Here is a 24,734-nt window from a genome sequence, read left to right on the forward strand (position 1 = left end):
ATGCAGGATTTTATTTTATAAGGAAACTAGCCTGCAACTTGTTGTCTATAGCCCAGCGGGATAAGCAGTTTTCGCCCTCACATCTCGGCTGATGTCCAGGGTCAGCCGTTGCTGCTGGCATCTGATTCATAAAAAAACGGCAGCCACCGGCAGTGGATGGATCATAATTACGCGATTCGATCAGCCTGGCTCATTCGGTCATTCTTGGCGCAGAGGGTTGTCTGCGGCGTGCAGGAAGCAGTTGCAGGTGAGAGTTCTCCCCCGAAGAGATTAAATTTTTATATTGGTGACTTCGAATTGCCGGCCACAGACATTGAAATTGCAGCTCAATACCGAGAAGCTACGCTCTATTTTTCACCTGCTCAAACATGTGTGGCTTGGTGTAATGCAGATATTTAAGGAAGTCTTACAGATATGACGGACATCAAACGTAAAGGCATCATCCTCGCTGGCGGCTCCGGGACGCGTTTGCACCCGCTGACACTGGGTGTATCCAAGCAAATGTTGCCTATTTTCGACAAGCCGATGATTTTCTATCCGTTGTCGGTGTTGATGCTGGCTGGCATGCGCGAAATCTTGATCATCTCTACCCCTGAAGATCTGCCTTGCTTTAAAAAGCTCCTGGGAGACGGCAGCCAGTACGGCATCCAGCTTAGCTATGCCGAGCAACCCAGTCCGGACGGTTTGGCCCAGGCCTTCCTGATTGGCGAGGAGTTTATTGGTGACGATCCTTGCTGCCTGATCCTTGGCGACAATATTTTCTACGGCCAGCACTTTTCCGATAACTTGCGCTCCGCCATGTCCCAGACATCTGGTGCGACAGTCTTTGGGTATCACGTATCAGATCCTGAGCGTTTTGGTGTTGTTGAGTTCGATGCCACTGGTCGGGCATTGAGCATCGAAGAAAAACCGACGAAACCGAAGTCCAACTATGCAGTGACAGGCTTGTACTTCTACGACAATCGAGTGGTTGACATTGCCAAGAGCATCAAGCCGTCGCCGCGTGGCGAGCTTGAAATCACTGACGTCAACCGCGCCTATCTGGATGACAAGTCATTAACCGTGGAAATGCTGGGCCGTGGTTTTGCCTGGCTGGACACGGGTACTCATGAGTCGCTCCTGGAGGCGAGTCATTTCGTTCATACCATTGAGCACCGCCAGGGGTTGAAAGTCGCCTGCCTTGAAGAAATTGCATTCCATAAAGGCTGGATCACCCCAGAGCAACTGGGTGCTCAGGCGGAAAAACTGAAAAAGACAGGCTATGGCCAGTACTTGCAGAAACTTCTGGAAGAGGCCTCAAAGGCATGAAACTGATTCAGACTGCTATTCCTGACGTTGTAATCATTGAGCCAAAAGTTTTTGGCGATGATCGCGGCTGGTTTATGGAAAGCTTTAACGAAGAGCGGTTTCATACAGCACTTAAAGAGCTTGAGTTGCCTATTCCGCGAGCATTTGTCCAGGACAATCATTCCTGCTCGGCAAAGGGCGTTCTAAGGGGGCTGCACTTCCAGCGCGCACCGCATGCCCAAGGCAAGCTGGTGCGTGTGGTACGCGGTGCCGCTTTTGATGTGGCAGTGGATATTCGGCCTGGGTCCAGCACTTACCTGCAATGGGTCGGCGTGGAGCTAAACACCCAAAACAACTTGATGCTATGGATTCCTGAGGGTTTCGCCCACGGTTTTGTTGCTTTGGAAGATGGCACGCATTTTTTGTATAAAACGACAGATTATTACGATAAAGACTCTGAAGGGGCGCTGCACTGGAGTGATGCAAGGCTTGGGATAAATTGGCCTGCTACCGGCGGCTTTAACGTTAGTGATAAAGATGACAAGGCTCCGACATCCGATAGCCTCTCGGAGAAGCAAGCATGAGTTTGATCAAGTTTCTGGATATCACCTCCAAAGGTGATGAGCGGGGCCAACTGGTTGCGCTGGAGTATGAAAATGATATTCCGTTTGAAATTAAACGTGTTTATTACCTCACTGGAACTAAACAAGGAGTTCCGCGTGGATTTCATGCCCATAAGGAACTGCTGCAGGTGGCCGTCTGTGTTTCTGGACGCTGTTTGATGAAGCTTGATGATGGGGTGAGCAAAGAGGAAGTGTGGCTGGACGCGCCTGATAAGGCCATCATTATCGATCGCATGATTTGGCACGAGATGCATGATTTCAGCCCGGATTGCGTACTGCTGGTATTGGCGAGTGATATTTATGATGAGAGTGATTATCTAAGGGAATACTCGGTATTCAAAAATTTGATTAATGATTTCTAAAATATAGATAGTGTTCCGATTTTCTGGTGAAACGGCCAGTTAATTAATGTGATGGTTACAGTCAATCCGATTTCTGGCGCGTTAAAGTAAAGAGTGTTTTATAAATGATAAAATTTCTTGATTTGAAGTCTGTAAATGATCTCTGCCGTGATGAGTTGGTGACAGCCTGTGCGCGCGTTGTTGATTCTGGCTGGTATATCGGTGGGAAAGAGCTACAGACATTCGAACAGGAGTTTGCTCAATACTGTGGTGTTGAACACTGCATTGGTGTTGCTAACGGGCTGGATGCGTTGGTATTAGTCATTCGTGCCTGGAAGGAGTTGGGTCTCCTTGCGGAGGGCGATGAGGTTCTTGTTCCCTCCAATACTTATATTGCTAGTATCCTCGCCATTTCAGAGAATGGATTGACCCCCGTATTGGTTGAGCCTGATCCGAAGACGTTCAATATATGCCCAGTGAACGCAAAGGCAGCGATTACATCAAAAACTCGGATGATTTTGCCTGTGCACCTTTACGGTCGGCTGGCTGATATGCCGAAAATCATGGAGCTTGCTCGCGCCCATGACTTACTAGTTCTTGAAGATTCGGCGCAATCCCATGGGGCAACTCTCGATGGGAAGAAGGCCGGTAGTTGGGGGCATGCATCCGGGTTTAGCTTCTATCCCGGGAAAAATCTAGGCGCGCTGGGTGACGCTGGGGCAGTCACGACTAATGACGAATTCCTGGCCAAGACAGTTCGAGCGTTGGGCAACTACGGGTCGCACGAAAAATATAAGAATATTTATCGCGGTATCAACAGCCGGCTGGATGAAATGCAGGCTGCATGCTTATCGGTGAAATTGAAATACTTGGATAAACAAACAGCACATCGTCGTGAAATCGCTGGGCTGTATGGCCAGTTGATCAGTAACCCAGCTATTACATTGCCTGTGGGGGCGGCATTCAACGCCTCGAGTAACGACAGCCATGTATGGCATGTATACACTGTGCTGTGTGCCCATAGGGATGCTCTTCAAGCCCACCTCAGCGCACAAGGTATACAAACACTCATCCATTACCCAATTCCGCCTCACTTCCAACAGGCATATGCTGATCTGAAGGAGCAAAAACTTCCTATCTCGGTACAGATACATGAGCAAATTCTCAGCTTGCCAATAGGACCGACATTGTCCTTCGAAGAGGCTCGTGTTGTTATCGATGCCTGTAATAGCTTTCGACCGGACACTGTATGAATCTTGTTAAGACCAGCTTGTTAAATGGTATTGCTGTTGCCATTAAAATGATTACCTTGTTGGGTCTTAATAAAGTCTTGGCGATTTATGTAGGGCCGGCTGGATATGCCGCGATAGGGCAATTTCAGAATGCGTTGCAGGTTATAACGATATTTACTGGTGGCGCTATTACCAATGGCGTTGTCAAGTATACAGCTGAATATCATGAAGAGCCTGAGCAGCAGATTAAACTATGGAAAACAGCAGGGTTTGTTGCAGTGGTGGGTAGTGTTGCTGTTGCATTGCTTGTTGCGGTTTACAGTAAAGAGCTTGCATCGTTGTTTTTAAATAATACCGACTTGAGTGGTGTCTTTCTTTGGTTTTCCTGTGTTGTTATTTTTTTTTCGCTGAATATATTGCTGCTTGCGATATTGAACGGGCGAAAGGAAATTGTACTATATATCGTTGCTAATATCGCGGGCAGTTTTCTATCATTTGGTGTGACTTTTTATCTGGCAACCAACTTCGGTTTGTATGGCGCGTTGGTAGCGCTGGTTATTTACCAATCTATCAGTTTTATTGTGACATTGCTGCTTTGCCTGAGAACTCAATGGTTTAAGATCTCATACCTATTTGGGTGCCCGGACAAACAGATCGCGAAGAAATTATTTGCCTTCTTCTTGATGGCGGTTGTTTCTGCAGCATGCGCACCGTTAGCGCAGATGCTGGTCCGTAGTCATATCGGGACAGAATATGGCTGGGAAATGGCTGGCTATTGGGAGGCTATGTGGCGCTTGAGCGCTGCTTACCTATTACTGGTAACGACAACATTAAGTGTTTACTATCTTCCTAAGCTTTCTGAGTTGAAAACGGCGAATGAGGTAAGAGCGGAGATTATACAGGGCTATAAGCTGATTTTTCCGGTTGCTTTGTTAGCCGCTGGGACAATATATGTTCTTCGGGATTTTGTAGTGGCAGTGCTGTTCACCTCTGACTTCTACCCTGTTCGGAATTTTTTCGCCGGGCAAGTCGTGGGCGACTCCTTGAAAATATTTAGTTGGATAATGGCATATGTCATGCTCAGTCGAGCCATGGTTAAGGTTTTTATCATAACTGAAATAATATTTAGTATTTCGTTGTATTTGTTGACCATAGTATTCACGCAATGGTGGGGGGTTGAGTCGGCTACCTGGGCCTATGCGGTAAATTATGCGTTGTATAGTTTAGTTATGTATATTTTTGTCTATTTAAGGTTGGATAACTATTTTCATAATAAGCTGGAACATAAAGCTTGAAAAAGATATTTAAGGATTTTGAAGTTGCTATTCGCGAGACGGCTGACCTGAATCAGGCGCTCGCACTGGCGTGTGCCTACGGCAACCTTCTCTGGTTTGCGGATGTAGGGATTCACGATGCGCCGCTTATCGAAGCGGACCTCATTGAGCGCTGTCTTTCGATGGCGGATACAGGTTCTGTGGCGGCGCTAAATGAGTGTGGGGAGGTTTTGCATGTTGTGAGCGAGCCCTTCATGACCGGTGGGCATACGAGGTTGATGGAAAAGCTTGCCTCCATGCATGCCGAACCTGCCGATCTGTTGATCTCACGCCAAGCAGCACTAGATGCCAAGGCCCAGGTTTGTAGATTTTTTGATAAAACCAGAGTCGTTAGTGCTTCGTGTCCTGTCGATGCGCTGGCGGAGATGGTTGGTCTATTGTCGGGCTATAAAAAGGCCGTCCTGCATATCCATCCTGACGATATCCTGGTAGTCATCGCGTGTGGAGTAGCAAAACGTCTTTCCGGGCTTGAAGTGTTTTTTGTCAATCATGCCGACCACGTTTTCTCCTATGGGAGTTCGGTCGCGGACTATTACTTTGAGCTCAGCGGCCACGGCCGCCGTTTTGATTTAACGAAGTGTATTCAGGGGCGTAAGAGCTTCCTGGGTATCCCGCTGAACATGCCACGTGCGCAGATGGCTGGTGATTTCAAACCAACCACGCAGGCTGCGTTGCTTTTCATTTCTGCAGGCTCAGATATCAAGTACAAGCCCCGCAAAGGCTTTAGTATTTTCAAGTTAGTAGCACGTATTCTTGATGATTACCCCGCCTCCACATTCATGGTTATTGGCAGTGACGTTAAAAAAGCGTTCTGGTGGTGGCCATTAAAACTTCGATATGGCTCCAGGCTGAGTATCAGGGCACACCTTGATTTTCAGGAGTACAGTAAGTTGGTCACTAAGGCGGACTTTTACGTTGATAGCCACCCACTGCCAGGCGGGACTGCTTTCGCAGAGCAATTCGTCAAAGGGCAGCGGTGTGTCGGGCTAATCTCCCCGGTCCAGGGCTATTCCCCGGCGGACAAGCTCAAGCGAGCCGATATCGACGCTGTTATGGAATCTATAGCAGACTACAGATACGACAAGGAAACTTTTTTTGCTATTGAGAAGGTTAATGCGTATGACTCGGTAAAGGAGCGCTATCTGAACTGTCTGTACGACGGGCAGGTTTGCGCGAACCCACTGGATTCAAACGGTAATTGGGCAGGAGATACAGCTTTTTTTGAGGAGCCAAAAGGCTCTTTAAACGTGGATATTGCCTTGGATACCTTTTTACTACTGTCCAGATTCGAGCGGAATTTGGCGTGCCGCTTGTTCGCTGCGCTATCTATGGGGAAAAAATTTAAGCTGTTGGCGAAGATGATCTTGGCGAGGAAGTTTCGATGAATATTGTTTTCGTTGATCGAGCGTGGGTTTTCAATGACTAGTCGGATTATACGTTGGCTATTATTCTTTTATTGTCTGTCGACCGTGCTGGTGCCGATCTTTGTACTGAATAAATTGTTTTTTATACCGCTTTTTTTGATGGCGGTTTATGTTTTGTTGGCTCGGCCACTGAGAACGATTGCGCCGATTATTGTGGTTTCGATTTTTTTATATGGTTTCCTTCTAGGGCTGATCGGTGACACAGACGCTGATTTTTCCCGGCAAATGCTGTTGGGCGCTGTCTCACTCTTTCTGATCTATACCATCGCTGAGTTCAGGGTGGATATGGGTGAAATTGTCAAATCTGTAGGTGCTATCTTCGCGCTTATCATGTGTATGTTTTCTTTTGTATTGATGGTCGAGCCAGGATCATTTCTGGCGGTGGCACTGCTCGATTTTTATAATGCTAATGAACTTGGATATTACGGTCTGCGTAATTTTGGCGGGTTGGAGATGTTTATGCTTCATCATCGCTCCTCTCCGTTTATGTTGCTTCCTTTATCTTTGTTTTTTATTGATTTTTTGAAGTCTAAAAGACTTCATTCGTTATTTTTTATGATTGTGATAATGGTCGCTATTGTCTCGTCGGCCTCTAGAGGGTTGATGGTGATGGGTATGATTTCGATGTTTGTCTTGTACTTTTATAACCAAAGTTGGGCTGTGCGCCTGTTGGTGTTAAGCGTTTTGGTTCCTGCGGTTTCTTTGGTTGTGGGGTACTTGGTCGCGGAAACTAGCGTATTCAGCTCCGATGAAGCGTCTAACAGTATAAAGATTGGCCACTTTTTGTCGTTTCTGAATGTTGTGGATTGGAAAATGCTGGTGTTCGGTAATGGCCTTGGCTCATTTTTTTATACTGAAGGCTATCAAAGGTTGGTGTCGCAAACTGAAATTACCTGGATGGATTCAATCCGGTATGTTGGCCTTCCTTTATCGATCCTCTTGTTTAGTATTCTGCTTTTTCCTACTCGCAGGTATGTACCAAGTGTGCAAGGATCGTCCAGCCGCTTGATAATTTTTATGTATCTTATAATGTCTTTAAGTAATCCCGTTCTTTTCAATTCCTTCGGGTTCTTAGTGATATTGTGGTACTGGTCTGTCGTGATAAAAAATCAAGAACCTTCGGCGTTGCATGCCGAGGTCAGGAGGTAAGTTGAATACTGTTGCAGCAATAGTCGTCGGTTATAATCCCGATATTAAGATACTTGATGAGCTGCTGACTTCCCTGGCAGCTCAGGTTGAGTTTCTGGTGTTGGTCGATAACGGCGGGAGCGAATCATTTCTGGCGCAGGAGCCTGAAGTGCGTGCGCGGGTCAACTATGTCTCGCTCAATGGCAACCAGGGGTTGGGCACCGCGCTCAATACCGGCTTTGCCATGGCGATTGAAGCGGGTATGCAATACGTCGTGACGTTCGACCAGGACAGTCATGCTGAACCCGATCTGATTGCGCGGTTGTATCAGGCGATGATGAGCGCCAAGGCAAAGGATGCCAGTTGTATTGCTGTTAGCCCGGCGTTTTTTGACCGTCGTGATGGAAAGAAAATCAATTTCCCTTTTTACAGTTCAATCAACGGCGCAATCAAGCCGGTTTTCAGCTCTGATGATGAGCACGGCTTGGTAAAAGCGGATGCGCTCATTACCTCGGGGATGTTCATCAGCACTCGGGCGTGGATCGAAGGTATTCGCTATGACGAAGGTATGTTCGTCGACTTTACGGATACGGAGTGGTGCTTTCGGGTCCGTGATCAGGGCTATACGTTGTATGGTTGCCTGAATGTGGAAATGGGCCATGCATTGTCTGATGCTCCTCCCGTCAAGATTTTTGGCTTGAGTTTTTTTAGATACTCCCCCGTGCGCCGTTATTTTTTCTTTCGTAATACCGTCGCTGTTTGCCGTATGCGCCATACGCCGACCTGTTGGAAAAAACGTCTGCTGTCTGCATTGGTACTGCGTTTTTTCGTTAATCTGCTGATTGACGACAATAAGCTCAAATCGCTGAGAATGATGATTCGCGGCGTAAGCCATGGCTGGCAGAAAAAGTTGGGCGGGGTGCGTTGAATGCTATTTTCAGGACGTAATTTTTCAAGGATTGTTTTTGGATCAAGTACTAAGGGTGGATTCTGATGCAGCCACGTATTCTGGTTCTGCTCGCTGCCTACAACGGTATGCGTTGGATGGCCGAACAAGTTGACTCGATCTTGGGGCAAGTGGGCGTATCCGTCTCGATTCTGATCAGTGTGGACAGCTCCAACGACGGTACCGAAGAATGGGTCGATCAACTGTGCCAGAGAGACTCAAGGGTCAAATCCCTGGCCCACGGTGAAAAATTTGGTGGTGCGGCACGAAACTTTTTCCGCCTGGTCAATGAAGCACCCACTGAAGACTTTGATTATTTTTCATTCGCCGACCAGGACGATATCTGGCTGCCAGATAAACTTGTCAGCGCCACGCAGCACATGAACGATACAGGGGCTGACGGCTACTCCGGCAATGTAACGGCATTCTGGCCTGATGGTCGTGAGTCGACCATTGTCAAATCGCAGCCTCAGGTTGCGTACGATCATTTGTTCGAGGCAGCCGGCCCTGGGTGCACTTACGTCTTTTCCCAGCGTCTATTTGTTGAGCTTCAACAGCATATCAACAGTCGTTTTGTACAAGTACAGGGGGTGACGCTGCATGATTGGTATTGTTATGCCTATAGCCGTTCACACGGATTCAAGTGGGTGATCGATAGCCGGCCTTATATGCGCTATCGCCAGCATGGTGGTAACCAGGTCGGGGTGAATAGCGGCTCAAAGGCGTTCAAGAAACGCCTTTCCCAAGTGCTAGATGGTTGGTGGCTGAATCAGGCTGCACTGATCGCCGGCATGGTCGGTATGGTTGACGAACCTTTTGTCCGGCGCTGGATCGGGCTGGGGCGCCTGGACCTGCTGCGCTTGGCGACCAGTGCCGCGAAGTGCCGCAGACGCCCACGGGATAAGTTGGTATTCGCTGGTTTGTGTCTGGTGTTGGCGGTTTTGAGGCAAAAGAAATGAAAACCCAGTTATTGGTCACCGGCAGCAGCGGTTTTGTCGGCCGTCATCTGATTCAACAATTGCAGGGGAGCGCTGATTATCAGGTGCGTGCCCTTGTCCGTCGTCTGCCGGATGCTTCTGCTTCTGATGTCGAGTACGTCGTGCTTGCCGATTTCTCGGCTGTGTCACCAGAGCACCCAGCTTTGCAGGGCGTAGATGTTGTTGTTCATCTCGCTTCACGCGTTCACGTCATGAACGACACCGAAACGGATCCTCTTGCGGCGTTTCGGCGGGTCAATGTCGGGCATACCCTTGCGTTGGCCCGTAGCGCAGCGTCCGCAGGAGCCAGGCGCTTTGTGTTCGTCAGTTCGGTGAAAGTCAACGGCGAGCAAACCGCCCCGGGCCGACCTTTTCGCGAAACAGACCCGTCGGCGCCCGTTGATCCTTATGGTGTTTCCAAGATGGAGGCGGAGGAGGCGTTGAAAGCTCTTGCGCTTGAGACCGGGCTTGAAGTGGTGATAATCCGACCGGTACTTGTGTATGGACCGGGAGTCAAAGCCAACTTTGAAAGCATGATGAAATGGCTCGTGAAGCGCGTTCCTCTGCCATTTGGTGCCATACGCAACCAAAGAAGCCTCGTTGCGCTGGACAATCTCGTGAGCCTGATCTTGACCTGTACGACTCACCCGGCTGCGTCCAATGAGACCTTCTTGGCGAGCGACGGGGATGACGTGTCGACTAGTGAGCTGCTACGTAAACTTGCAAAAGCCCTGGGCGCCCCAGCCAGGTTGATACCGGTTCCACAGTGGGTACTTGTCTGGGGGGCGACTTTGTTAGGCAAAGAAGCGCTGTCCCAACGTCTTTGCGGCTCGCTGCAAGTCGATGTCACCAAGGCGCGCCAGGTGTTGGGTTGGCAGCCGCCACTTACACTCGAGCAAGGTCTTGCTGTTACTGCGCAACACTATGTCAGCGAGCGAACTGAATGAAGTACTGGTACATCTTTCCCATTGTCGCCTTGGTTTCCCTGGCGCTGACGGCGCTCTTGCGTCAATACGCGTTGCGTCGCAGCATCATTGATATTCCCAATGCTCGCAGTTCGCACACGGTCCCCACCCCTCGCGGTGGGGGAGTGGCGATTGTACTGACGTTTGCCTTTGCACTCGTGTGGCTGGCGGGTGCCCAGTTGATAACGGTTGCTGAGAGTGCTGCTCTGCTAGGTGCAGGGTTGTTGATCGCAATCATCGGCTTTATGGACGATCATGGTCATATCGCCGCTCGTTGGCGCTTGTTGGGGCATTTTGCCGCCGCGATCTGGATGTTGTCCTGGATGCAGGGACTACCGGCAATTTCAGCTTTTGGCGTTACGTTCGATCTTGGTTGGGTAGGCCATGTCCTGGCCGTGTTTTACCTGGTCTGGATGCTGAATCTCTACAACTTCATGGACGGTATTGACGGTCTTGCCAGTCTGCAGGCTATCTGTGCCTGTCTCGCGCTGACGCTGATTTACTTTTTGAGCGGGCAGCCGTCGATGATGTGGGCACCCTTGTTGTTGAGTGCTTCTGTGGCTGGCTTCCTGTATTGGAATTTCCCGCCGGCCCGTATTTTCATGGGCGACGCAGGTAGTGGGTTTCTGGGGATCATTCTGGGAGGTCTTTCTGTTCAGGCCGCCTGGGCCGGCAGTGAGTTTTTCTTCGCTTGGCTGATCATGCTGGGTGTCTTTATCGTGGATGCGACCTTTACTCTCATCCGACGGCTTGCCCGGGGCGATAAAGTCTATGAGGCCCATCGCAGCCATGCCTACCAATTTGCCAGCCGCCAATATGGCCGCCATCTGCCCGTCACACTTGCGGTTGCCGTTATCAATGTAGTTTGGCTGTTGCCGTTGGCATTGGCGGTGGCGCTTTTTGGGCTGGACGCAGGGGTGGGGACAGTTATTGCGTATCTTCCCCTAGTATTCCTGGCTGTCAAATATAGTGCAGGGCAGAGAGAGTAGCGCCGCTGGCCAAAGCGTCAATTTTCCTTGCTGCTAGGTGGGCTTGGATTCGGCACTGATATATGTAAATTACCGGCAGTTTTTTTTCTGCGGGCTTTACATTCTTAGTATCAAGGAGCTAAACCGTGGCAACATGCTTTTTACGCCTGATCAGAATAACTGTCGGAAGTCTCCAGCCGGGCGTTTTTTCAATTGTATGCAGTAAGGGGTAGTCGGGAACAACATGGATAAATTACGGGCATATTTGCTGAGCCTTCCTCGCAGACGCAAACGCATCCTCCAGGTCATTGCCGACATCGTGCTGGTCTGGCTCGCCCTCTGGATGGCATTTGTGGTTCGTCTGGGGATCGACGAGTTGGTCAACCCCGTCGTGTTGCATTCATGGCTGTTCATCAGCGCGCCAATCGTCTCGATCCCGCTGTTTATTCGTTTTGGCATGTATCGCGCCGTGATGCGGTACTTCGGTAACGATGCGCTTATCGCGATTATCAAGGCGGTCAGCCTGTCGGCGTTGATCTTGGGGGTTGTAGTCTATTGGTACAGCAACCACGAGAACGTCGTACCACGCTCTATCGTGTTCAACTACTGGTGGCTCAGCCTGATCATGATTGGTGGTTTGCGCCTGGCCATGCGCCAGTACTTTCTGGGGGATTGGTTTGCAGCAGCCCAGTATGTGCCGTTTACCAGTCGCGATGATGGCCTGACCAAGGTTGCGATCTACGGCGCAGGTGCTGCCGGCAATCAACTGGTGGCTGCGCTTCGCATGGGGCGGGTCATGCGTCCGGTGGCGTTTATCGATGACGACAGCAGTATTTCCGATCGCGTCATCTCCGGCCTCCAAGTGTTCAAGCCCAAGCACATTCAACAGATGATCGACACCACGGGGGCTCAGGAAATCCTGTTGGCCATTCCGTCGTCCAATCGTGCGCGGCGGCGCGAGATTCTCGGCCTGTTGGAAGGGTTCCCGCTGCACGTACGGAGTGTGCCGGGTTTCATGGATCTTGCCAGCGGCCGGGTGAAGGTCGATGACATTCAGGAAGTAGACATTGCCGACTTGCTCGGGCGGGATGCCGTGCCTGCCCAGGGCGATTTGCTGGAGCATTGCATCAAAGGTCAGAGCGTGCTCGTCACGGGGGCGGGCGGTTCGATTGGTTCGGAGCTTTGCCGCCAGATCCTGGCATTGCGTCCTACTACCTTGTTGCTGTTCGAGCACAGTGAATTCAACCTTTACAGCATTCTGTCCGAGCTTGAGCAGCGCATCACTCGTGAGTCGCTGCCTGTTCGCTTGCTACCGATCCTAGGCTCGGTACGCAACCAGGCAAAATTGCTCGACGTGATGAAGACCTGGCATGTTGATACGGTCTACCACGCGGCAGCCTACAAACATGTACCGATGGTTGAGCACAACATTGCCGAGGGTGTCCTTAACAATGTCATTGGTACATTGAATACCGCCCAGGCGGCGCTTCAGGCGGGGGTCTCCAACTTTGTGCTGATCTCCACGGACAAGGCTGTGCGCCCGACCAATGTCATGGGCAGTACCAAGCGTTTGGCCGAGTTGACGTTGCAGGCGTTGAGCCGTGAGTTGGCCCCGGTATTGTTTGGCGACAAGGCTAATATTTCCCGCGTCAACAAGACCCGTTTCACCATGGTTCGCTTTGGCAATGTATTGGGCTCGTCTGGCTCGGTTATTCCGTTGTTTCACAAGCAGATCAAATCTGGTGGGCCGCTTACGGTCACTCACCCCAAGATCACGCGTTACTTCATGACTATTCCCGAAGCGGCCCAGTTGGTGATCCAGGCGGGCTCTATGGGGCAGGGCGGAGATGTGTTCGTGCTCGATATGGGCGAGCCGGTAAGAATCGTCGAGCTGGCAGAGAAGATGATTCATCTGTCTGGCTTGAGTGTTCGCTCGGATAGAAACCCTCATGGTGATATTGCCATTGAGTTCACCGGGTTGCGTCCCGGTGAAAAACTCTACGAAGAACTGCTGATTGGCGACAACGTAGTGGCCACCCAGCATCCGATGATCATGAGTGCCAACGAGGATCATCTGGATTGGGAGATACTTAAAGGGAAGTTGACAGAGCTACTCGCGGCGGTCGACGCGGACGACTACAGCAGGGTCCGTCAACTGCTACGCGATACAGTCAGTGGATATGCTCCGGATGGCGAGATCGTGGACTGGATCTACCAGCAGCGTCGCCTGGAGCCTTAGTGCGCATAGTGTGCGTAAATGTTGCCAGGCATAATGCCTGGCAAGTTGGCTTTATATTTTGCTCGATAGACGGAGTCTGGTTTTATTGACTGCGTCTTTGGTGATTTCAAAGAGAAAATCGAGTTCGGTTTCACCTGTCTTGATTGCTCCCATTTTCTCATGAAAGGAAATGACTCGATCATTTCCTTTTCTAACATCAAAGTGTGATTTTTCAAATTCGAGATTTTCAAAGGCAAACTGATAAACCAGGAACGCACTTTCCAGGGCTGCATATCTGGTCTTGTCTTCGTTGAGAATCCAACTTCCCCAACAAAATGAATTTCCTTTGAAGTCATAAAGTCTGACTGTGCCGCAAGGTACGCCATCAAGGCGTTCAATAATGAAGTAATATTGAATGCCTTTCTGCTCATCGCCCTTGTACTTGTTGATCCACTCTCTTTGAGCCTCAATACTTGGGTTTACAGAAGAGAGGAACTGGTTGTAATTGTTATCGAGGCGCAGTTTCAGAACAAATTCGGCATCGCTCTCTTCGATGAGTCGCAGCCTTACAGTTTTTGATTCTAAGTTCATGTTTTTTCCGTTTAACTGGTCGCGTTAATATATGGTACATGGTTTTTTTGCAGGCGCTGGTTCGAATTTTTGCTTCGGGCTGACGATGCTTAGGGCCGGATAGACATGATACGTTCCTATGTCTTAGTCGAAAAGTTCTATCTATAGTCCAATCTGGAGATTATCGAAATCATTTGTCGATTTTTGAGCGCTAAATCGGGTATCGCTACATCTTGCAATACCTCTATTTTTGACACCCTCCTCACATCGCCTAAGTTTGAAAAGCAGCTTCGGAAAGCTGCTTTTCCCATTGATGTCATGGAGCGTCTCTAATGCGTAGATCCGTTTTTTCCTCCCTGCTTTTTGCCTTCCTCACCAGCCTGTCCGCCGCGTCGATCGCTGCCCCATCGGCCAGGCCCGAGACGCCGCAGCCGCTCGCGGCCCAGTTGAGTGCAAGCGAACAACCCACCCCCAAGGTCAACCTCAACGCAGCAGACGCTGAAACCCTGCGCCGTGATCTGTTCGGCATTGGCGCCGCCAAGGCCAAGGCGATCATTGCTTATCGCGAGTCCAATGGATCGTTCACGGTGGTGGATGAGTTGCTGGAAGTGAAGGGGATTGGCAAGTCGCTGCTGGAGAAGAATCGCGACAGGCTGGAGGTTAAGTAATCAAGGCAGGAGGCCGGTCATTGACCGGCCTTTTTTATGTCTGCCGGGGCTGTATTGATCCCGGTTTTCAGGTTTTCTCGCACTACGTCGAGGATGCGTGTCGCCAGTTCCGGGTTTTCGACACTGCGCGCCAGGACCAATGCCCCCACCAGTGTCGACATCATCACCAGGCTTTGTTCATCGGCATTGGGGCTGCCCAATGCGGTTTCGATTTGCTTGAGCCGGGCGTCGAGGACTGTATCGGTGGTGGGGCTCTGTTGCCCGCGCTGTCCCAGCTCCGAGGACATGGTGGGCAACGGGCAGCCTTGGTCGGGGGAGGTGTGATGCCACTCTGACAGGTAACTGTCGATAAAGGCTTCCAGTGGTCGTTCCTGGTTGAAGAGCATCGCGCAATGCGCGTCCAGTTCGGCGGAGGCGGCTTGCAGGGCCTTTTCCACCAGTTCGTTCTTGGATTTGAAGTGGGCGTAGAACCCGCCATGGGTCAGGTTCAAGGCTTTCATCAGGGGTTGCAGGCCGGTGGCGCCAATGCCGTCGCGGCGAAAGCGCACCGACGCCTCTTTAATGATGCGCTGGTGGGTTTGAGCTTTGTGATTGTGCGAGTAGCGCATGAGAGGGCCCTCTGAAACATGGGGCCATATTAACCAAGGTTTGGTGCTGTTTCGCGGACCGATTACAAATTTGCCCTAATCTAGATCGACTCGCCTGGCGTGCTGCCGGTAACGGTCAGCACGGGGCGTTTGTTTCAGCGATCCTGCGCATCCTTGGCGTCGGCCTGAGCATTGCGCTCGGCGACGCGTTTGCGTTGTTCGTCGGTCAGTTCCACTTTGTTGGCGCTGTCACGCAGCATCAGCAAGCCACCAACGATCGAACCGATGGCGACCACCATGATCAACCAGGCATACCAGGGCATAGGGCTCTCCTTGAGGCCGACTGCCGTGGGGAAGATTCCCCACGGCACTATCAGCTTTGAGTGACGGCTTTCGTCAGTCGTTCCATTGTAGGCCCGTTCTGCCTCGCTGGTTTAGAGCCCGGTCAACATCGCATCCGCTGGCGCATCGGCGCGGTCTTGGGCGGTCAGTTGGAAGTAGATGAAACCTGCGGCCATGAACCCGAGGAAGATCAGGCCGATCAGGGTATTGAACCACGCCATGGCCACCAGGCAGACCAGCGCCAGGATCAGCGCAATGGCCGGCACGATCGGGTAGCCCGGCGCGCGGAAGGTGCGTTCCAGCAACGGTTCGCTCTTACGCAGCTTGAACAGGCTGAGCATGCTCATGATGTACATGACGATGGCGCCGAACACGGCCATGGTGATCATCGCGGCGGTCAGGGTCATGCCGCCGAGGTTGATCAGGCCGTCGCTGTAGATGGCGGCGATGCCCACCACGCCGCCGGCGAGGATCGCCCGGTGGGGTGTCTGGAAGCGTGACAGCTTGGCCAGGGAGGAGGGCAGGTAGCCGGCGCGGGCCAGGGCGAAGAACTGGCGCGAGTAGCCGAGGATGATGCCGTGGAAGCTGGCCACCAGGCCAAACAGGCCGATCCACACCAGCATGTGCAGCCAGCCGGAGCTTTCACCCACCACGGTTTTCATTGCCTGGGGCAAGGGGTCGTTGATGTTCGACAGGGTGCGCCAGTCGCCCACGCCGCCGGCAAAGAACATTACGCCCATGGCTAGAAACACCAGGGTCAGGATGCCGCTGATGTAAGCCTTGGGAATCGTGCGCTTGGGGTCCTTGGCTTCTTCGGCGGCCATGGCGGCGCCTTCGATGGCGAGGAAGAACCAGATGGCGAAGGGGATCGCGGCAAAAATCCCGGCTATCGCCGGCGCGCCAAAGGTGTCGGCACCCGCCCAGCCGTTGAGGGCGAAGTTGCTGAAGCTGAATGCCGGTGCCACCACGCCCATAAAGACCAACAGTTCGGCCACGGCCAGCACGCACACCACCAGCTCGAAGGTCGCGGCCAGTTTCACCCCGAGAATATTCAAGCCCATGAACACAAAGTACGCCCCGACCGCTGCGTGTTTCGGGTCGAGTGCCGGGAATTGCACATTCAGGTAGGCGCCGATGGCCAGGGCAATCGCCGGAGGCGCGAAGACGAACTCGATCAAGGTGGCCAGCCCGGCGATCAGCCCGCCTTTCTCGCCGAACGCCCGCCGGCTGTAGGCAAACGGCCCGCCGGCATGGGGAATTGCGGTGGTCAGTTCGGTGAAGCTGAAGATGAAACAGGTGTACATGGCAGCGACCATCAATGACGTCACCAAAAAGCCCAGCGTCCCGGCCACGCCCCAGCCATAGCTCCAGCCAAAGTATTCGCCGGAGATCACCAGCCCCACGGCGATGCCCCACAAATGCAAGGTGCCCAAGGTGGGCTTGAGTTGGGTGTTCATTGCGCTGCTCCCAGAACGGTTTGGAATGTTTCAGGACATTGCAGCGGCCATGCCAGCTTGGAAAAGGGCGTCGTAAAGGGCAGGAACTGTCGCCCGGGAGATAGTTTGTTGTTTGCGACCGTAATTCCGTGCACCAGGGTAGGGCGGCGGCGGATAGGCTGATGCTATTGCGGGCAAGCCCGGCTGCCGCATTTGGCCGTATTCCCAAGGATGCACCCGGTCAACTGTGGGAGCCGGGCTTGCCCGCGATAGCGGCCTCAACAGCCCCGAAAACCTCACGCCCAACCCACTCTTTACGCCATCTTTACGCCCCCTCCACCCCCTCGCCCTCGTTCCTTTACGCCCCTTCTGCGGACAATACCTCCATACGCGGCAGTCGCCGTCTGACGGAGAAACTTCCATGAGTGTTCTGGATGGGGTGTCACTGCTATTGGCCGTGGCGCTATTCATTTATCTGCTGGTCGCGCTGTTGCGCGCGGATCGGGGCTAGGAGCGGCTATGCACAGTTATGACTATTGGCTGATCATCGCCTTCTTTGCCGTGGTGCTGGTTCCAGCGCCATTTCTGGGGCGGTTCTACTACAAGGTGATGGAAGGGCAGCGCACTTGGCTTACGCCAGTGTTCGGGCCGGTCGAGCGCGTATGTTATCGCTTGGCCGGGGTCGATGCGCAACAAGAGCAAAGTTGGCAGAAGTACGCCCTGGCCCTGCTGGCTTTCAACCTGTCGGGCTTTTTGTTGTTGTTTACGATCCTGTTGTTTCAGGGCTACCTGCCGCTTAACCCGCAGCAGTTGCCTGGGCAGGAGTGGACGCAGGCGTTCAATACCGCCGTCAGTTTTATGACCAACACTAACTGGCAGTCCTACAGCGGTGAAGCCAGCCTCAGCTACCTGAGCCAGATGGCCGGCCTGACCGTGCAGAACTTTGTCAGTGCCGCCACCGGCCTGGCGGTGCTTGTCGCCCTTTGCCGTGGGATTGGTCGCAAGTCCGCCAGCACCCTGGGCAATTTCTGGGTGGATATGACCCGCGCCACCCTCTATGGCTTGCTGCCATTGTGCCTGGTGCTGGCGTTGTTTTTGGTCTGGCAGGGCGTGCCACAGACCTTCGCTCACTATGTTGATGCCCTGACGATGCAAGGCGTTGATCAGGTGATCCCACTCGGCCCGGCCGCCAGCCAGATTGCGATCAAGCAACTGGGGACCAACGGCGGTGGCTTCTTCGGGGTCAACTCGGCGCACCCGTTCGAAGATCCGACGGCCTGGGCCAACCTGTTTGAAGTGGCGGCGATCATCCTGATCCCGGCGGCTCTGGTGTTTACCTTCGGCCATTACGTCAAGGATCTGCGCCAGAGCCGGGCGATTCTCGGCTGCATGCTCGCGTTGTTCCTGATTGGCGGCTCGGTGTCGCTGTGGTCCGAGCACCAGCCCAATCCGACCCTGAACAACCCGGCCGTCGAGCAGACTGCACCGCTGGAAGGCAAGGAAGTGCGTTTCGGCACCACTGCCACCGTGTTGTGGTCGGTGACCACCACGGCAGCGTCCAACGGTTCGGTCAACGGCATGCAGGACAGCCTCAGCCCCCTGAGCGGGATGGTGGCGCTGGTCAATATGATGGTCGGCGAAGTGATCTTCGGCGGCGTCGGTGCCGGTATGTACGGCATGTTGCTCAACGTGCTGATCGCGGTGTTCCTCGCCGGCTTGATGATTGGTCGCACTCCGGAATACCTCGGCAAGAAACTCCAGGCCCGGGAAGTGCAACTGCTGGTGGTGACCCTGTTGGTGATGCCCGTTGGCGTACTGGTGCTCGGCGCGATTGCCACCAGCGTGCCGGCCACTGCTGCAACCATCAGCAACCCCGGCCCCCACGGCTTCAGCCAGTTGCTCTATGGCTACACCTCGGCCAGTGCCAACAACGGTTCGGCCTTTGGTGGCCTGGGCGCCAATACCCCGTTTCATAACCTGATGCTGGGCTTGGGCATGTTGATCGGGCGCTTCGGCTACATCCTCCCGATCCTGGCCCTCGCCGGCAGCCTGGCGATGAAGAAAAGCGCACCGATTGGCCAGGACAGTTTTCCGACCCACGGCCCGTTGTTCGTGACGTTGTTGACCGTGACCATTTTGCTGGTGGGCGGCCTGACCTTCCTGCCGGCGCTGGCACTGGGCCCTATCGCTGAACACTTGAGCATGGGCTTCTAAGGGGTATGAACATGAATATGCCTGTAAACAATGCTGCTCCGGTCAAGACTCAGGAGTCGGCCAAGACCGCGATCTCGGCCCTGTGGCGCCCGGCGCTGATCCAGGCGTTCGTCAAGCTGGACCCGCGCCAGTTGAAGCGTTCGCCGGTGATGCTGGTGGTCGAGCTGACCGCGATCCTCACCACCGTGCTGTGCCTGGTGCCGGACAGCAGCGTGCCGACCTTTGTCGCGGTGCAGATTGCCCTGTGGCTGTGGTTCACCGTGCTGTTCGCCAACTTCGCCGAAGCCTTGGCCGAGGGCCGTGGCAAGGCCCGTGCCGACAGCCTCAAGGCTGGCAGTGAAGGCCTGAGTGCACGACGCCAGGAGGCAGACGGCAGCTTCACGGTAGTGCCCGCCACCAGCCTGCGCAAAGGTGATGTGGTGCGGGTTGCGGCCGGGGAAATGATCCCCGGCGACGGTGAAGTCATCGAGGGTATTGCGGCGGTCAATGAAGCGGCGATTACCGGTGAATCCGCACCGGTGATCCGCGAATCCGGCGGTGACCGCTCGGCCGTCACCGGCAATACCCGGCTGGTCTCGGACTGGCTGGTGATTCGTATCACCGCCAACCCCGGTGAATCGACACTCGACCGCATGATCGCCCTGGTGGAAGGCGCCAAACGCCAGAAAACCCCCAACGAAGTGGCGCTGGATATCCTGCTGATCGGCTTGACCATGATCTTCCTGCTGGTGGTCGTGACCTTGCAACCCTTCGCCTATTTCGCCAATGGCAGCCTGCCCCTGGTGTTCCTGGTGGCGCTGCTGGTCACGCTGATTCCCACCACCATCGGTGGCCTGTTATCGGCCATCGGCATCGCCGGCATGGACCGCCTGGTGCGCCTCAACGTGATCGCCAAGTCCGGGCGCGCCGTGGAAGCGGCGGGGGACGTGCATGTGCTGTTGCTGGACAAGACCGGCACCATCACCTTCGGTAACCGGCGCTGTGCAGGCATCTATGCCGCGCCTGGCGTCAATGGCAAGGAATTGGCCGAAGGCGCGCTGCTGGCCTCGCTGGCCGACGATACGGCAGAAGGCAAATCCATCGTCGAATACCTGCGCGCCTTGCATCCTTACACCGAGCCCTCCGTGCAAGAGCTGACCGGCGTGCCGTTCAGCGCCGAAACGCGCTTGTCTGGGGTGGATTACCAGGGCCGCGTCTACCGTAAAGGCGCTGTCGATTCGCTGCTGGCGTCTATCGGTCAGCAACGCCAAGACCTGCTGCCCGCGCTGTCCCGGGAAGTCGACAAGATCGCCCAGAGCGGCGGCACTCCGTTGCTGGTGTGTGCCGACGGTAAATTGCTCGGCGCGATCCACCTCAAGGACGTGGTCAAGCCGGGTATCCGTGAGCGCTTTGCCGAGCTGCGCAAGCTGGGGATCCGCACGGTGATGGTGACCGGCGATAACCCATTGACCGCCGCCGCGATTGCCGCCGAAGCGGGTGTGGATGATGTGCTGGCGGAAGCCACGCCGGAGAAGAAACTGGCGCGCATCCGCCACGAGCAGAACGACGGGCGCCTGGTGGCCATGTGTGGCGACGGTGCCAACGACGCCCCGGCCCTGGCCCAGGCGGACGTGGGCATGGCCATGAATGACGGCACCCAGGCGGCGCGCGAAGCGGCGAACATGGTCGACCTCGACAGCGACCCGACCAAGCTGCTGGACGTGGTGCAGGTCGGCAAGGAATTGCTGGTGACCCGTGGTGCGCTGACCACCTTTTCGATTGCCAACGACGTCGCCAAGTACTTCGCCATCCTGCCGGCGCTGTTTGCCTCGATCTACCCGCAACTGGGGGTGCTTAACGTGATGCACCTGAACAGCCCGCAGAGCGCGATCCTTTCGGCGATTGTGTTCAACGCGCTGATCATCGTGGTGCTGATCCCCCTGGCCCTGCGCGGTGTGCGGGTGCAGGCGGCGAGTGCGGCGGCGCTGCTGCGACGCAACCTGTTGATCTATGGCGTGGGCGGGCTTGTGGTGCCGTTCGCCGGGATCAAGGCGATCGACATGCTGCTGACAGCGCTGCACCTGGTCTGACCCAACCCTGTAGGAGCTGGCTCCTACAGGTCACGAATCAATTGAGGAAGATGAAATGTCCAGCATGATCCGTCCGGCCTTGAGCCTGTTGGTATTGATGACCCTGATCACGGGCGTGGCCTATCCGTTGGTAGTGACCGGCGTCGCCCAGGTGGCCTTTCCCGACCAGGCCAATGGCAGCCTGGTGCGTGACGCCGAAGGCAAGGTGCGCGGTTCCAGCCTGATTGCCCAGGAATTTACCGGCGAGCGCTGGTTCCACTCGCGGCCTTCGGCGGGTGCGTTTGCCACCGTGTCCAGCAGTGCCAGCAACCTCGGCCCGAGCAACCCGGCGCTGGCAACGCGGGTGTTTGACGACGCCGCGAAAATCCAGGGCCCCGGCCAGGGCCCGGTGCCCCTGGCACTCTTGACTACCTCCGGCAGCGGTCTTGATCCACACTTGCCACCGCAGGCAATTGCCTATCAACTGGCGCGGGTGGCGGCGGCACGTCAGTTGCCGGTGTCGACCCTGGAGCGCTTGATGGACGAGCATATCGAACAGCCGCTGGTGGGGCCGCCGGTGGTGAATGTACTGGCGCTGAATATGGCGCTGGAAAAGTTGTAGACCGTTGCGCCGCCATCGCGGGCAAGCCCGCTCCCACACTTGGAATGCATTCCGGATGTGGGAGCGGGCTTGCCCGCGATGGCGGCTGCATGTACCCAACATCCCTAACTGAAAGAAGACTGCCCCATGAGTGACTCCGGCCGCGCCGACGCCCTCCTAGCCGACCTACCCAAGCACGGCCGTGGCCGGCTCAAGGTATTCCTCGGTGCCGCACCGGGCGTGGGCAAGACCTACGCCATGCTCCAGGCCGCCCACACCCAGTTGCGCCAGGGCGTCAAAGTGGTGGCCGGGGTGGTCGAGACCCATGGCCGTGCCGAGACCGAGGCCTTGCTCAGTGGCTTGCCCCAGCAGCCGCTGCTGCGCTCGGAATACCGTGGGGTGATGCTCGAAGAAATGGACCTCGACGGCTTGCTCGCCACCAAGCCCAAGCTGGTGCTGGTGGACGAACTGGCCCACAGCAACGCCCCCGGCAGCCGCCACGAAAAGCGCTGGCAGGACATTCAGGAGCTGCTCTCCGCCGGCATCAACGTATTCACCACGGTCAACGTCCAGCATCTGGAAAGCCTCAACGATCAGGTACGTGGCATCACCGGCGTGCAGGTGCGCGAAACCCTGCCGGACTGGGTCTTGCAGGAAGCCGATGAGTTACTGCTGATCGACCTGCCGTCCCGCGAGCTGCTGGAGCGCCTGCGCGACGGCAAGGTCTATGTGCCGGAGCAGGCGCGCGCGGCCATCGACGCATTCTTTACCCAGACCAACCTCATGGCCCTGCGCGAGTTGGCGATGCAGACTGCCGCCGCGCACGTCGATGACGATCTGGCCCAGGGCTACCGGCAATTGGGCCAGGCCGCGCCCGCGGTGCGCGGGCGCTTGCTGGTGGGGGTGGATGGCGACGCCGAGGCCGAACGCCTGGTGCGTCACGCCAGCCGTGTGGCCCAGCGCCGGCATCTGCCCTGGAGCCTGGTGCATGTGGACAACGGCCGGGTGCGTGACGAACAGTCTCGGTTGAGGCTGCAAAATGCCCAGCAACTGGCCGAGCGTCTGGGTGGCGAAGTGGTGTTGCTGCGTGCCGGCGAGGTGGCCAAGACCCTGATCCAGCATGCTGCCGAGCGCCGTGCCAGCCTGGTGCTGGTGGGGCAGTCGCGCCCGCGCTGGCGGCGCCGGCTGTTCGGTGGCGGCCTGGCGGCGCGTTTGTTGCGCAATGCCCGGGGCCTGGAAATCAATATCCTCGACAGCGATGGAACACCCGCCGCGCCGCGTTTGCCCGATGTGCGTGGCCTAGTGTGGTTCGATTACGCCCTGGCGCTGCTGGCAACGGTGCTGGCCAGTGCGTTGGCGTGGGCGGTGTCGAGTGTCCTGCCGCTGCCCAACATCTCTCTGGTGTTCCTCGCCGCAGTGCTGCTGGTGGCGGTGCGCAGCAGCCTGGGTCCGGCATTGGCCTGCGCTGCGCTGTCGTTCCTGACCTATGACTTTTTGTTTATTCCGCCGAATTTCTCCTTCGCTATCCAGCGTGAAGAAGATGTGCTGACCTTGCTGTTCTTCCTGCTGATGGCGGCGCTGACCGGCAACCTCGCCGCCCGCCAGCGTCGGCAATTGCAGGCCCTGCGCGACACCCAGGAAGAAACCAGCGAACTGCTCGACCTGTCGCGCAAACTCACCGCTGCCACTGATCGCCAGGCGGTGATCAGCGCAGCGGCTCATCATCTGCAGGGCTGGAGCGATTTGCAGTTGTGCCTGGTCAATCGCGACGGGCCCGGTGAGTGGAAGGTCGAGACCGGCGGGCCACTCATCTTTACCGAGGCCGAGCGCGCCGCCGCCGACTGGGCCTGGCAGCACGACCAGCCAGCGGGCATGGGCACCGGTACCTTGCCGTTTGGGCGTTGGTGGTGGTGGCCGTTGTCTGCTGAAAACGGTCCGCTGGGCCTGCTCGGCGTCAGCCCCAAAGCTGGCCTGGAGCTCAGTGGCCAACGTCGGCGCCTGCTCACGGCCTTGAGCCAGCCATTGGCCCAGGCCCTGGCCCGCGCCCAGTTGGCGCAGAACCTGGAGGCCGCCCGTTTGCATGGCGAGACCGAGCAACTGCGCAGTGCCTTGCTGGCCTCGGTGTCCCATGACTTGCGCACGCCGCTGACCTCCATGCGCGGCAGCATCGACAGCCTGCTGGCCCTGGGCGAAGCCATTCCCCTGGAAGATCGCCGCGAGTTGCTGGAAGGCACCCGCGACGAAGCCGAGCGCCTGGACCGCTATATCCAGAACCTGCTGGACATGACCCGCCTCGGCCATGGCGCCTTGAAGCTGGCGCGGGACTGGGTGTCGCCCGGCGATATCGTCGGCAGCTCCCTCGGCCGTTTGCGTGCAGTGCTGGCGCCGTTGCAGGTGAGTACCGATGTGCCGCCAGAGTTGCCATTGCTGTATGTGCATGCCGCCTTGATCGAGCAGGCGTTGGTCAATGTGCTGGAAAACGCCGCGCGTTTTTCACCGCCCCATGGCCGCTTGCAACTGCGTGCTGGCGTCGCCGAGCAGGCGGTGTTTTTTTCCGTCAGTGATGAAGGTCCGGGTATTCCCGAGGAAGAGCGGGCGAAGATTTTCGATATGTTCTACACCGCCGCACGGGGCGACCGGGGCGGGCAGGGCACCGGGCTCGGCCTGGCAATCTGCCAGGGTATGGTCGGCGCCCACGGCGGGCATATCAGCGTGACCGATGGCATCGACGGGCGGGGCACGTGCATCACCCTGTTCCTGCCGTTGCAGACCCAGCCGAGCCCGGACAGTGAAGCGTGAGACGCGGTGCGCTACTCTTAACTTTT

22 protein-coding genes are annotated in these 24,734 nt (G+C 55.4%); 18 read left to right on the forward strand and 4 right to left on the reverse strand.

Annotated elements, in window-relative coordinates; translation table 11 throughout:
- Window positions 1–414 precede the first annotated feature (414 nt).
- The 12 genes from rfbA to HU773_RS09985 all read left to right on the forward strand — a co-directional run bounded on the left by rfbA (window position 415) and on the right by HU773_RS09985 (window position 13,464).
- Complete coding sequence (rfbA, locus tag HU773_RS09930) at window positions 415–1,308, forward strand: glucose-1-phosphate thymidylyltransferase RfbA (protein ID WP_057439218.1); 894 nt, start codon at window positions 415–417, stop codon at window positions 1,306–1,308.
- Window positions 1,305–1,871, forward strand: coding sequence for a dTDP-4-dehydrorhamnose 3,5-epimerase (rfbC, locus tag HU773_RS09935; protein ID WP_169989361.1), 567 nt, complete (start codon window positions 1,305–1,307; stop codon window positions 1,869–1,871). The genes rfbA and rfbC overlap by 4 nt, the downstream gene beginning before the upstream one ends.
- Complete coding sequence (locus HU773_RS09940; RefSeq protein ID WP_169989360.1) at window positions 1,868–2,272, forward strand: sugar 3,4-ketoisomerase; 405 nt, start codon at window positions 1,868–1,870, stop codon at window positions 2,270–2,272. The genes rfbC and HU773_RS09940 overlap by 4 nt, the downstream gene beginning before the upstream one ends.
- 104 nt (window positions 2,273–2,376) lie before the next feature.
- Window positions 2,377–3,504: a DegT/DnrJ/EryC1/StrS family aminotransferase gene (locus tag HU773_RS09945; RefSeq protein WP_169989359.1), complete on the forward strand. Its 1,128-nt coding sequence runs from the start codon at window positions 2,377–2,379 to the stop codon at window positions 3,502–3,504.
- Window positions 3,501–4,778 carry an O-antigen translocase gene (locus HU773_RS09950; RefSeq protein WP_169989358.1) on the forward strand — a complete coding sequence of 426 codons (1,278 nt, stop codon included), beginning with the start codon at window positions 3,501–3,503 and terminating at the stop codon, window positions 4,776–4,778. The genes HU773_RS09945 and HU773_RS09950 overlap by 4 nt, the downstream gene beginning before the upstream one ends.
- Complete coding sequence (locus tag HU773_RS09955; protein ID WP_169989357.1) at window positions 4,775–6,202, forward strand: group 1 glycosyl transferase; 1,428 nt, start codon at window positions 4,775–4,777, stop codon at window positions 6,200–6,202. The genes HU773_RS09950 and HU773_RS09955 overlap by 4 nt, the downstream gene beginning before the upstream one ends.
- A gap of 84 nt (window positions 6,203–6,286) precedes the next feature.
- Window positions 6,287–7,390, forward strand: a complete 1,104-nt coding sequence (locus HU773_RS09960) for a hypothetical protein (protein ID WP_169989356.1) — start codon at window positions 6,287–6,289, stop codon at window positions 7,388–7,390.
- A 1-nt stretch (window position 7,391) separates the two neighbouring features.
- Window positions 7,392–8,297: a glycosyltransferase family 2 protein gene (locus HU773_RS09965; protein ID WP_169989355.1), complete on the forward strand. Its 906-nt coding sequence runs from the start codon at window positions 7,392–7,394 to the stop codon at window positions 8,295–8,297.
- A 65-nt stretch (window positions 8,298–8,362) separates the two neighbouring features.
- On the forward strand, window positions 8,363–9,274 hold the full coding sequence (locus tag HU773_RS09970; RefSeq protein ID WP_169989354.1) for a glycosyltransferase: 912 nt from the start codon (window positions 8,363–8,365) through the stop codon (window positions 9,272–9,274).
- Window positions 9,271–10,239 carry a UDP-glucose 4-epimerase family protein gene (locus HU773_RS09975; RefSeq protein ID WP_169989353.1) on the forward strand — a complete coding sequence of 323 codons (969 nt, stop codon included), beginning with the start codon at window positions 9,271–9,273 and terminating at the stop codon, window positions 10,237–10,239. The genes HU773_RS09970 and HU773_RS09975 overlap by 4 nt, the downstream gene beginning before the upstream one ends.
- Window positions 10,236–11,246 carry an MraY family glycosyltransferase gene (locus HU773_RS09980; RefSeq protein WP_169989352.1) on the forward strand — a complete coding sequence of 337 codons (1,011 nt, stop codon included), beginning with the start codon at window positions 10,236–10,238 and terminating at the stop codon, window positions 11,244–11,246. The genes HU773_RS09975 and HU773_RS09980 overlap by 4 nt, the downstream gene beginning before the upstream one ends.
- Window positions 11,247–11,469: 223 nt before the next feature.
- On the forward strand, window positions 11,470–13,464 hold the full coding sequence (locus HU773_RS09985; protein ID WP_186626156.1) for a polysaccharide biosynthesis protein: 1,995 nt from the start codon (window positions 11,470–11,472) through the stop codon (window positions 13,462–13,464).
- Between the two features lie 51 nt (window positions 13,465–13,515).
- Here the strand turns inward: HU773_RS09985 and HU773_RS09990 are convergent, their stop codons facing one another.
- On the reverse strand, window positions 13,516–14,034 hold the full coding sequence (locus HU773_RS09990) for a GNAT family N-acetyltransferase (protein ID WP_120732364.1): 519 nt from the start codon (window positions 14,032–14,034) through the stop codon (window positions 13,516–13,518).
- 311 nt (window positions 14,035–14,345) lie between these two features.
- Between HU773_RS09990 and HU773_RS09995 the strand changes: the two genes are divergently transcribed.
- The gene (locus HU773_RS09995; protein WP_120732365.1) at window positions 14,346–14,681 is read left to right on the forward strand and encodes a ComEA family DNA-binding protein; all 336 of its coding nucleotides are present in this window, start codon (window positions 14,346–14,348) and stop codon (window positions 14,679–14,681) included.
- 17 nt (window positions 14,682–14,698) lie between these two features.
- Here HU773_RS09995 and HU773_RS10000 read toward each other — a convergent pair whose 3' ends face one another.
- From HU773_RS10000 to eat, 3 genes are all read right to left on the reverse strand, one after another.
- Complete coding sequence (locus tag HU773_RS10000) at window positions 14,699–15,289, reverse strand: TetR/AcrR family transcriptional regulator (protein ID WP_186626155.1); 591 nt, start codon at window positions 15,287–15,289, stop codon at window positions 14,699–14,701.
- 134 nt (window positions 15,290–15,423) lie between these two features.
- Window positions 15,424–15,591, reverse strand: a complete 168-nt coding sequence (locus tag HU773_RS10005) for a DUF2897 family protein (protein ID WP_081044204.1) — start codon at window positions 15,589–15,591, stop codon at window positions 15,424–15,426.
- A 111-nt stretch (window positions 15,592–15,702) separates the two neighbouring features.
- The gene (gene eat, locus HU773_RS10010; RefSeq protein WP_057439205.1) at window positions 15,703–17,067 is read right to left on the reverse strand and encodes an ethanolamine permease; all 1,365 of its coding nucleotides are present in this window, start codon (window positions 17,065–17,067) and stop codon (window positions 15,703–15,705) included.
- A 400-nt stretch (window positions 17,068–17,467) separates the two neighbouring features.
- Here eat and kdpF point away from each other — a divergent pair, with 400 nt between their 5' ends.
- The 5 genes from kdpF to HU773_RS10035 all read left to right on the forward strand — a co-directional run bounded on the left by kdpF (window position 17,468) and on the right by HU773_RS10035 (window position 24,708).
- Window positions 17,468–17,557, forward strand: a complete 90-nt coding sequence (kdpF, locus tag HU773_RS10015) for a K(+)-transporting ATPase subunit F (RefSeq protein ID WP_032863112.1) — start codon at window positions 17,468–17,470, stop codon at window positions 17,555–17,557.
- 8 nt (window positions 17,558–17,565) lie between these two features.
- On the forward strand, window positions 17,566–19,260 hold the full coding sequence (kdpA, locus tag HU773_RS10020) for a potassium-transporting ATPase subunit KdpA (RefSeq protein WP_120732369.1): 1,695 nt from the start codon (window positions 17,566–17,568) through the stop codon (window positions 19,258–19,260).
- A gap of 5 nt (window positions 19,261–19,265) precedes the next feature.
- A complete protein-coding gene (kdpB, locus tag HU773_RS10025; RefSeq protein ID WP_186626154.1) occupies window positions 19,266–21,329 on the forward strand; it encodes a potassium-transporting ATPase subunit KdpB in 2,064 nt (687 codons plus the stop codon).
- A 55-nt stretch (window positions 21,330–21,384) separates the two neighbouring features.
- The gene (kdpC, locus tag HU773_RS10030; RefSeq protein ID WP_057439203.1) at window positions 21,385–21,930 is read left to right on the forward strand and encodes a potassium-transporting ATPase subunit KdpC; all 546 of its coding nucleotides are present in this window, start codon (window positions 21,385–21,387) and stop codon (window positions 21,928–21,930) included.
- A gap of 126 nt (window positions 21,931–22,056) precedes the next feature.
- Window positions 22,057–24,708 (forward strand): DUF4118 domain-containing protein, encoded by a 2,652-nt coding sequence (locus HU773_RS10035; protein ID WP_057958913.1) that lies wholly within the window; start codon window positions 22,057–22,059, stop codon window positions 24,706–24,708.
- Window positions 24,709–24,734 lie beyond the last annotated feature (26 nt).

Source organism: Pseudomonas shahriarae (genome assembly GCF_014268455.2).
In the GTDB taxonomy this organism is placed as follows: Bacteria; Pseudomonadota; Gammaproteobacteria; order Pseudomonadales; family Pseudomonadaceae; genus Aquipseudomonas; species Aquipseudomonas shahriarae.